This is a genomic window from Streptomyces sp. NPDC086077 (assembly GCF_040686175.1).
In the GTDB taxonomy this organism is placed as follows: domain Bacteria; phylum Actinomycetota; class Actinomycetes; order Streptomycetales; family Streptomycetaceae; genus Streptomyces.
Genome location: NZ_JBFBJT010000212.1, coordinates 1 through 9246, shown reverse-complemented (window position 1 = coordinate 9246; position 9246 = coordinate 1). Strand labels below are relative to the sequence as shown.

Here is a 9246-nt window from a genome sequence, read left to right as displayed (position 1 = left end):
TCCACTCCTTCGGGAGGGGGAAGCGGCGACCCGGCCGTCGCCGTGTGCGGCCTCAGGGGAACGGGTGCGGGACCCGGCGGATCTCCCACCCTTCCAGGTCGCTGTCGCGCAGCCCGCCGCGGTGGGCCGCGGTGCGCAGCCGGGGCATCCCGAGCGCGCGCTGCCGGGACCAGCCGAAGTCGATCGGCAGCAGCCCGGGAGCCAGCACACAGACGGTCCGCAGCCCCATCCGCCGCTGCTCCGGCGTGGTCTGGTCCACGACGACCACATCGTGGCCCGCCCGCGCCAACTCGTCGCGGCACAGGGCCACATCGTCCGCCAGATCGCCGGTACGCGGCCGGCCGGACGTCTCCCACGACGCGTAGACGTCCGCCATCGGACGGACCTCCCGGGGCTGGAGGTACGGCGCGACGTGCACCGCCATGTCGGGCAGCCCGTACAGCTGGGCGTGGTCCTTCAGGTGCAGCACCTTGGTGAAGTCGGCGGCCATCGCCTCGAGTTCGCCCTGTCGCTCGCGCACCTGGCCCGGCAGGTGCGGAATGTACGTCAGCACCTCCGACAGGGCGCCCTCCAGTGCCGACGCCGGGTCCAGGGAGGCGCCGGCGCCGAAGGAGTACAGGCCGGGCCCGCCGTCCCGCCGTACCGCCAGTCCGGTCACCACGGGCACGGCGAGGTCGATCCGGTTGTCGAAGGCGTGCACGTCGTAACCCTGGAGCGCGGCCCGGTCGATCATGGCCCGGACGGTGGGGTCGCCGACCGTGGCCAGGTCGATCTCCGTCAGCCGCGTCCCGCCGTACCAGGCGAGCAGGAAGGCGTCCCGCTCGATCAGTTCGAGCAGCCCGCCGAGGACCGCCTCCTCCAGACAGCTGCCGATCGCGCAGCCGTTGGAGCACTCGAAGACGAAGTTGTCCGCCGCCAGCCCCGCGCTGTAGTGGACCAGGCGGGCGGGGACCAGCAGGGGACGCCGGTCGCGCAGGGAGTAGCCCCACACCCACGGGATCGGCCGGTCGGCGTCGAACGGGTCGACGAGAGGATCGTCGCGGTACGTCTCCAGGGCGTAGAAGCCGCAGTCGGCCGGGTTCAGCGCGTCCTCGCCCAGACTGTTGTACGAGGCGGTGAGCAGCTTCGTTCCGCGCCGCCGGTGGGTGCCGGCGTAGCGCTCCAGGCCCTCCAGGAAGGCCAGGTCGCGGCTGGCGGCGAAGCCGTTGGCCTGGCCGCTCCAGGTCACGTCGGTCAGGCCCGCGTAACCGCGCATGAAGACGCTGCCCGCGACCGGCGCCGTGGTCGGGGAGGTGACGTTGAGCCAGGTCCCGGCGCCCAGCAGGCCGGTGACCGGGTTCGCGAGCGCCGCCGGGGCCAGCGGGTAGGAGGACGCCGGCCGCAGCCGGTAGACGTCCTCGGCAGGCTTCGGCCGGCTCGCCAGCGCGAGTTCGGCGTCCTGACGGCTGTCCGTTCCGCCGGAACCGCAGTGCGGGCACAGCGGGTCGGCGTACAGCGGGAACGTCCGTACCGTCAGGGTCGCCACGTCCAGGCAGGACACCTGCGGCAGCGCCCGGTCGGCGGGCGTCCGTCCCGGCGGCGCCGGCGCCGGGTCGCCGATCACCGCCTCGTACAGGGCGTGCACCGCGTCCGCGACGAACGCCGGCTGCTCGGGCCAGTGCGGGGCGAAGCTCCACGGGGTGCCCGTCTCCAGGGCGTCCCGCTCGGTCCGCGACCGCAGCCGCTGCCAGCGCATCGCCAGACACGTTCCGCAGGCCCGTGCGTCCGCGTCGCCGCCCCACGGCCCCACCAGCACTTCGCGGGAGGTCAGATGGACCAGGGCGGTGGGCCGCACGGCGGCGTGCGGGTCGTCCCGCACGTCGCGCGACCCGAGCGGCACCACCTCGGGGGCCCGGCCCGGGACGCTCCGCTCGGCCAGCGCCGACCGCAGCCGGCGCCCTGCCTCCTGAAGTGGTACGCCCTCCCGTACCGCGGCGGTCGTCATGTGCGGTTGCTCCAGCGGAAGGTCTTCAGGCCGACGGCCGCGAAGACGACGGTGAAGCCGACGAGCGCGCCGCATCCGACGGCCACGTCGCCGAGGCTGCCGTTGCCGGTCAGGGACGCGGAGACGGCGTCGTTGAAGTAGCGCAGCGGCAGCACCCGCGAGAGCGTCTGCAGCCAGTCCGGCATCATGTCCAGCGGCAGGAACGAGCCGGACAGGAACGCCATCGGCACCATCAGGAAGTTCGCGATGGCGGCCACCGCCTCGGGCGTGTCGGCGTACGAGCCGATGATCACGCCGATCGACAGGAACGCGGTGATGCCGAACAGCAGCACGGGCAGCGCCAGCGGCCAGCGGGAATCCAGCTCCAGGCCGAACAGCGGCAGCATCGCCACCGCGACGAACACCACGGCCTGTACGACGCCGATGGCGAGCGCCAGCACGTAACGGGAGGCCAGCACCGTGGGCAGGCTCGTCGGCGTCATCCGGATCAGGCGCAGCAGGTCGTCCCGGCGCCACTGCATCAGCGTGAACGCGATGCCGAACACCGCCGCGTTGCCCACGCCCCACGACATCACGCCGGGCGCGATGTACGAGATGTAGGGCCGGCCGGTCTCCTCCACCTCCTGACCGTTGAAGATCAGTCCGAAGACCACCAGGAAGACCAGCGGGAAGGCGAAGGTGAAGAAGAGTGCCGCCGTGTCCCGGGCCTGGGCCCGGTAGCCGGCCGCCGTCAGTGCCCCGTATGCGCTCATGCCTGGTGCTCCGTGTTCTGGATGTGCTGGGCGTGCTGGGTGTGCCGGGGGCTGCCGTCGCCGGCGGTGTTTCCCTCTCCGGCGGTGGAGGTGAGCCGGAGGTAGACGTCCTCCAGCGTGGCCGAGCGGGTCTGCACGCCGTCCAGGCCGCCGAGCGCGTCCAGCGCTGACATCACCTTTCCGGACGCCCGCGTCTCGAGCACGAGGCTGCCGCCGCTCAGGACGGCGCGGTCCACGCCCTTGATCGCCTCTGCCTCCGCCACGGTCATCCGCTCCGGCGGCAGCAGCACCGAGGTCGCCGAGCCCACCGCGCCGACCAGGCCGCGCGGGGAGTCCAGCGCGGCGACCCGGCCCTCCACCAGGATCGCAACCCGGTCGCACAGGGCTTCTGCCTCGTCCAGGTGGTGCGTGGTGTACACGATCGTCCGGCCCGCCTCCTTCAGGGCGCGCAGGACGCTCCACAGGTCGCGGCGGGCCTGCGGGTCGAGGGCGGCGGTGGGCTCGTCCAGGAAGATCAGCTCGGGATCGTGGACCAGGGCGGAGGCGATGGCCAGCCGCTGCCGCTGCCCGCCGGAGAGGTCCTCCACGCGGGTGTCCCGCTGCTCGGTGAGCGCCACTGCCTCCAGCGTCCGCTCGACCGCCGCGCGGTCCGCGCCGTAGAGGGCGGCGACGGTCGCCAGGTGCTCATGTGCCGTCAGACGCACGAAGAACGCCGAGGACTGGGTCTGCACGCCGAGCCGCGGAAGCAGCGCGACATTGCGCGGCCACGGGGAGGAGCCCAGTACGGCGACCGTGCCGGAGTCGGCCTGGCGCAGGCCTTCCATGATCTCCACCAGGGTGGTCTTACCCGCGCCGTTGGGCCCGAGCAGGCCGAAGAACTCGCCCCGTGCCACGCGCAGCGAGACGCCGTCCAGTGCCTGGCGGGTCCCGTAGCGCTTGCTCACCCCCTCGACGTGGATCGCGGCGTCCGCCGCGTGGTTGCCGGGGTCCGCCGGCACGGTTTCCGTCTCCGTCATGAACAGCTCCTCGAAACAGGCCCGTCAGGGGGCGAGCAGAACAAACACGGCCGTGACCGACGCGGCCGCGATCAGACAGACCAGAACGGACGAGCCGATCCCGTATGCCATGTACAGAACCCGCGCCCGGCGCGGGTAGCCGGCTGCGGCCTGGCGGTCGCGCAGCCGTAGTCGCAGGTAGCGCCCGCTCTCGGGCGCGTAGTTGGACACGCCGAGCACGTGGGAGAGCATGGTGTAGCCGTCCAGCGGTGGCAGTGGCAGAAGGTTGACCAGTGCCTGAACGCTGCCCAGCAGAAGCAGTCCCGACAGCACCCTGCGCGTGGGATCGCCCGTCTCCAGCGCCGCCCACCACAGGGCGAAGGGCAGCAGGAACAGCAGGTTCGCGAAGGCGCCGGCCGCGCCGATCGCCAGCTGGTGCCCCCGGCTGCGCAGGAAACGGTAGTCGTCCACCCGGCAGTACATGATCGCGGCGGGCAGCCGCCAGCGCAGGCCGATCTCGGTCACCGTGCCGCCGAAGTGCCGGGCCGCGATGCCGTGCGCCAGCTCGTGGCCACCGGTGCTCAGCCACAGCAGGGTGAACACACCGAGCAGCGCCACCGGCTGGTGGAAGAGCCACCAGGTGTCCCGCACGAGCGTGCCGAGCCCGGCGGCCAAGGCGACCTCCATGGCCAGGCAGAGCACCAGCAGGGGCAGCAGGACCGGCCCGCGCAGCAGGGGGCGCAGCGCCCGGTGCAGGCGTCCGGTGGTCGCGCCCGCGTCGGCGACGAGGCGCAGGCTGCCCCGGTAGAGGTTGCCGCTGAGGGGCGGTGCGGGCGGCGTGGCGACGGCCTCCGGTGCCGGTGCGCCGGCGAGCAGCCGCTTGGCGCCGAGCAGCCCCAGCAGCTGCCGCCAGTTGGCCTCGCCCAGCCGTCGCCCGAAGGCGGCGGCGTACTCGTCGCCGATCTCCTCCAGGCTCCGCCACCCGTCCAGCCGGGAGATGAGGAAGTACTCCTTCGGCCCGACCTCGAAGCCGGAACCGTCCGCGGGATCCCTGATCAGGTGCACCGTGGCCGGGCCGCGCAGCAGCGGCGCGCTGAGCAGGATGTCCGGGCGCAGCCGGGGACGGTGGGTGAACACCTCGGCCCGCTCGGGGCTCATGAGGCGGCCTCCGAGGTGCTTCCGGTGCCGGAGCGCAGTACCCGTCCGAGGACGTGCGAGAGATAGGCCTCGTCACGGATCGTCACATGCAGCCGGTTGTTGGTCATGTGCATGTACGGCGACAGCAGCAACGGCAGTGCCACCGCGGGGTCGGTGACCTGCTCGTCACGGGTGCCGTCCCAGGAGCGGAAGACCAGTTCGCCACCCTCTGCCAGGGCGACCGCCTTCTCCCGCAGCTCAAGGCAGTGCGCCGCCCAGCCGCGCAGGAAGGCCGGCAACCGGTCGAGCCGGTCGGCGGCGACGGCCCGGCGGATCTCCTCGAAGCGACGGCCCAGGCGCGGTGCCATCTCGGCGTAGTTGCGGTCGTACTCCGACGAGCCGATGAAGCCGGTGCCGGGGAAGGCGCGGTGCCAGAACTCGTAGTACCGCTCCAGATAGTCGGCGAGTTCGTCGTCGTCGGGCAGGAAGCAGCCCGCCATGACCATCATGAGCTGCGCCGACGTGCCCAGCAGCACGGTCCGCAGGTGCAGGTTCATGGAGCCCAGGGCCTCGACGACCAGGTCGCTGGAGTGCGCGAAGTGCCACTCCGCGAGGGCGATGCCCGCCGGACCGCCGTACTTGCCGTACTCGGGCTCATACGGCTCGTAGGAGCGGGAGTTGTTCGGACGCAGCCGCATGCGGCCGTCCTCCGCCATGAAGTCGCCGCGATCGCCCTCCGGGAACTCGATCTCGAAGAGCGTGTTGTAGAACTCGTTGAGGAAACCGGAGTCGACCTCGTAGAGCGCAGGCCGGCTGCGCAGGAAGGCGTCGACGGCCTCCTCGGCACGGCGGCGCACCTCCGGCGTCGCCTCCTCGGTCACGGGCTTGAGGCGGAGGCGCACATGCGGGCCCTCCAGCCAGTAGTTGATGAAGAAGTGGCCGGCGAGCAGCCCGTCGTCCTTCAGTCCCGCGATCAGCGGGCCGACGCAGTTCACCAGCAGAGGCTGCGGGTTGGCTGCGTAGAAGATGTGCATGGCCTGCCACGCGCCGGGGGAGGGGTTCAGCTCGGCCATGGGGCGTTCTCCTCGGTGCGTCGGGTGGCGGTGAAGGTCTCGACGGAGAGCTCGGCGACATGGCTGCCCCGCTCGGACACGACGTGCAGTCCGTTCTCGGCGGGCAGCATCTCCCGCAGCTCGACCCGGTCGTCCGGCGACTTGACCAGCGCCTCGAACGCGGTCAGCGACAGGAAGCTGTCGAAGTCGAGGTACTGCGGCTTGGCGCCCGCGCCGCCCCGGGGGCCGCTGGAGACGGTGGCGAAGACCCGGGCGGGCAGGCGGTGTTCGCGCCGCCAGCGCCGCCAGGCGAGGAACACCTCGTCCTCGGGAGTGCCGGCGGGACGGATCGGCAGCGAGGCCGCGGTGGTGGACCAGCCGCGCCGGGCCAGGACGAGATTGCCGTGCCGGACGCGCGGACGGCGGGTGACGCCCTGGTGCGCCGGGCCGTGCGGGACCCCGGCCCAGACGTCGAGCGGTGCCATCGACGTCGGCGACAGCAACAGCAGCGTGCGCGGCGTCTCCGGGAGGGCGAGGGGTACCAGGTAGCCCAGGTACACGGGGATGACCTCGCAGTCCAGGCGCCTGGAGCGCAGCACCAGACGGTCCTCGGCCTCGTCGTGCTCCAGGCGCAGATCGTCCAGGTGGATGCGCTGGTCCTCGGGGACACTGCTCGCCTCGCCGGGACACACGATCTGGTAGTCCGTGAGGCGTCCGTGCAGGTTGAGGTTGCTGGTGACGGGCCCGCCGGTGAGTTCGGCGAGGACGGTCCCGGGCGGGGTGAGCCGCGCGGCCTGCTCCCGCAGCAGGTCCGAGACGGCGGGTGCGGGGCCGTCGTCCCAGACGTGCGTGAAGCGGCTGAAGGGGAACGACAGTCCGCCGTAGGAGCGATTGAGCACCAGCAGCCGTTCGCCGTCCTCGGAGGTCACCTGGAGATGGTGGCTCTGCGGGGTGAACGGGGAGTCGAGGCCGCCCAGTTCGGCCGCGACCTCGGCGAGGTGACCGTCCTCCAGGACGACATCGGCCTCCCCGTCGTGCTCCGCCCACAGCGCGCGCATCCGGCCGATGAACGCCTGCCGTCCCCGGTCCAGGGCCTTGATCTCGGTGAGCCCCAGCCAGTTCTCCTCCGGCACGTAGTCGCCCTTCGCGTCGAAGGGAACGCGCTTGGCGCTGAAGGAGAGGTACTGGTCGAAGAAGTCCTCGTGGAAGTCGTGCACGAGACCGAGCAGGTCGTCGCACCGGCCGCCCTTGCCGTAGCGGGCGAGGAAGAACCCCTTGAACGTGACCCGCTGAGGCAGCGTCAGATCGAACGCGGGCAGGATCCGCTCCACGGAGCGCAGCGCCCCGCCGTCCGCGCCGGTCCAGGCGCCAAGCCCGCACGAGACGTCGTCGCCCGCGTCGGCGTCCTCGTAGAGCAGGGTCTGCGGCAGGGCCACCTCGTGGGCGCCCAGCAGCCGCTGCGCGTCGCCCAGGCAGACCCGCAGCCGGCGGAGCAGTTGTGCGCGTCCCGCCGTGTTCGCGTGCGGATACGCGTCGATCAGCGAGGCCGCGGTGTCGAGTTCCGCGGCGAGCTCCGCCGCCCACGGCCGTTCCACCGCCCGCAGGGCGTCCTGGAAGGCGCGCAGCGGGTCGGCGGTGTGCACGTCGGTGTCCAGGCACGGCACGCGGATCATGCCGAGTTGCAGGAGCGCCGACACGTAGGACTCCCCGAGCTGGGCGTCCGCGCCGTACTCGGCGCACAGCCAGTCCACCAACTCCCGGTAGCGCGGTTCCCGTTCGCTCAGCAGCGCGATGAGCCGGTCCAGCGTCCCGCTGCGCCGCAGGAAGAACAACCGGTCCTTGACGGCGTCGAAGGTGACCGCCGCGTCGTCGTCGCCCGTGGTCACCCAGCGACGCACGTAGCGCACGCGGTGGTCGTCACTGCCCCAGCCCGACGCGAGCCGGACGGGGAGGTCGGCGCGCAGCGCGGGGGAGGCGAGGATCTGCTCCGCGAACCGGGCCAGCACCACGACGTTCGGCCGCACCCGGCCCCGCCATTCGGCGCGAAGACGCACCGAGGGGTCGTCGCCCTCGTCGAAGGTGCCGAGGGCGACGCCCGTGAACGTGCTGAACGGGCTGGTCTTGCAGACCGTCCGGTACAGGTACGACAGCACCGAACGCTCGATCTTGCGCAGCCGCTTGTCGGGGCGCATCCCCGCGCCGAGGCGCACGTAAGGCTCCAGACGGGCTTCGAGCGTCGGCGAGGCCAGGAGGAGTCCGTGACGCAGCCGCTCCTCGTCGAGCAGTGTCTGCAACACGCCCCGTGTCTCGGCGAGTTCACCGCCGATCAGCGCGGCTCCCCGGCGGTGCAGCTCGTCCAGCGCGCGCCGGCCGTCGAGCCACCCCCGGGTCCGTTCGGCCACGGCCGGGTCCAGCGCCTCGATCAGGTCGAGCGCGGACGTGGTCCCCTTCGGCAGGCGGTTGTTGAAGATGTCCCGGCGCAGTGAGAGCAGGTGACGGCGTCGCCCGCCCTGGTCGTCGGGGAAGGTCCGCTCGGCGGCCGGTACCAGCGCGTGGAGTACGTCGCTCAGCTCCCGGCCCCGCTCCAGCAGGTGCTCCTCGGCGGACAGCACGTCGTCGGCCCAGCGGACGCTGTCGGGGCAGCGCAGGTCGCGGACGGTCTCGATGGGCAGGCCGGCCACCCGCAGCAGGAAGCGTCGGCCGGGCTGCCAACTGGTCGTCGTTGTCATGGCGGCTCCCGGTCAGGCGATGTCGGAGCGGAAGTCGGCGGGGTGCGGCCGCTCGTTGCCGAGCAGCATGATGAGCAGAGGCGCTTCCCCGGTGCCCTCCAGGCCGAGCTCCTCGATGTAGGAGATGTTGTCGAAGCCGAGGGCGACACCCGCGCCGACCCCGAGTGCGGCCGATGCGGTGTAGAAGGTCTGCGCGATCGCCCCGACGGTGGCGTTGACCAGTCGGTAGCCCCGGTCGCCGACGGCGTCGAGGACCGCCGTCGTGCGCAGCGTGGGGACGATGACGGCGCCGGTCTGTTCGAGGTTGTAGTTGGACAGGAAGTAGTTCTTCTGCAGGAACGAGCCCGGCGCGCCCGGCGCCACCAACCGCAATGTGTGCGTGTCGGGTTCGTAGGCGTACGCGCCGGGTTCCACGCCCTCGACGTGGTTGACGAAGGCGTACAGCCGTGCCTGCCGTGGTGTGCCGTCGGGCTCCACGTCGCTGCCGAGCCGTGTCTCGGCGCCTCAGGAGATCCCTGTGACCGAAGCACCTCCCTCGGCCGTGCCATCGGCTGTGGCGTCACCGGAAGCAACCTTCCCCCGGTGGTACCGCTCCAT

General features: G+C 72.1%; 6 protein-coding genes and 1 pseudogene. All 7 read right to left on the bottom strand.

The genetic code is table 11. The features are described from left to right. Nucleotides 1–52: 52 nt before the first annotated feature. Complete coding sequence (locus tag AB0O67_RS34670) at nt 53–1984, bottom strand: TOMM precursor leader peptide-binding protein (RefSeq protein WP_365459176.1); 1932 nt, start codon at nt 1982–1984, stop codon at nt 53–55. Then, nucleotides 1981–2736, bottom strand: coding sequence for an ABC transporter permease (locus AB0O67_RS34665; protein WP_365459173.1), 756 nt, complete (start codon nt 2734–2736; stop codon nt 1981–1983). The genes AB0O67_RS34670 and AB0O67_RS34665 overlap by 4 nt, the downstream gene beginning before the upstream one ends. Beyond that, complete coding sequence (locus AB0O67_RS34660) at nt 2733–3752, bottom strand: ABC transporter ATP-binding protein (protein ID WP_365459170.1); 1020 nt, start codon at nt 3750–3752, stop codon at nt 2733–2735. Before AB0O67_RS34660 ends, AB0O67_RS34665 begins: the two co-directional genes overlap by 4 nt. A gap of 24 nt (nt 3753–3776) precedes the next feature. Next, nucleotides 3777–4889 (bottom strand): peptidase M50, encoded by a 1113-nt coding sequence (locus AB0O67_RS34655; RefSeq protein WP_365459167.1) that lies wholly within the window; start codon nt 4887–4889, stop codon nt 3777–3779. Next, on the bottom strand, nt 4886–5941 hold the full coding sequence (locus tag AB0O67_RS34650) for a lantibiotic dehydratase C-terminal domain-containing protein (protein WP_365459164.1): 1056 nt from the start codon (nt 5939–5941) through the stop codon (nt 4886–4888). Before AB0O67_RS34650 ends, AB0O67_RS34655 begins: the two co-directional genes overlap by 4 nt. Further along, nucleotides 5929–8649, bottom strand: coding sequence for a lantibiotic dehydratase (locus tag AB0O67_RS34645; RefSeq protein ID WP_365459161.1), 2721 nt, complete (start codon nt 8647–8649; stop codon nt 5929–5931). Before AB0O67_RS34645 ends, AB0O67_RS34650 begins: the two co-directional genes overlap by 13 nt. A gap of 12 nt (nt 8650–8661) precedes the next feature. After that, nucleotides 8662–9105 (bottom strand): annotated as a pseudogene (locus AB0O67_RS34640) (nitroreductase family protein); the annotation flags it as partial. Between the last annotated feature and the right edge of the window lie 141 nt (nt 9106–9246).

What these genes read in the sequence shown, in the direction of transcription:
- AB0O67_RS34650 (WP_365459164.1), bottom strand. Translation starts at nt 5,941, where the DNA reads ATGGCCGAGCTGAACCCCTCCCCCGGCGCGTGGCAGGCCATGCACATC.
- AB0O67_RS34655 (WP_365459167.1), bottom strand. Translation starts at nt 4,889, where the DNA reads ATGAGCCCCGAGCGGGCCGAGGTGTTCACCCACCGTCCCCGGCTGCGC.
- AB0O67_RS34645 (WP_365459161.1), bottom strand. Translation starts at nt 8,649, where the DNA reads ATGACAACGACGACCAGTTGGCAGCCCGGCCGACGCTTCCTGCTGCGG.
- AB0O67_RS34660 (WP_365459170.1), bottom strand. Translation starts at nt 3,752, where the DNA reads ATGACGGAGACGGAAACCGTGCCGGCGGACCCCGGCAACCACGCGGCG.
- AB0O67_RS34665 (WP_365459173.1), bottom strand. Translation starts at nt 2,736, where the DNA reads ATGAGCGCATACGGGGCACTGACGGCGGCCGGCTACCGGGCCCAGGCC.
- AB0O67_RS34670 (WP_365459176.1), bottom strand. Translation starts at nt 1,984, where the DNA reads ATGACGACCGCCGCGGTACGGGAGGGCGTACCACTTCAGGAGGCAGGG.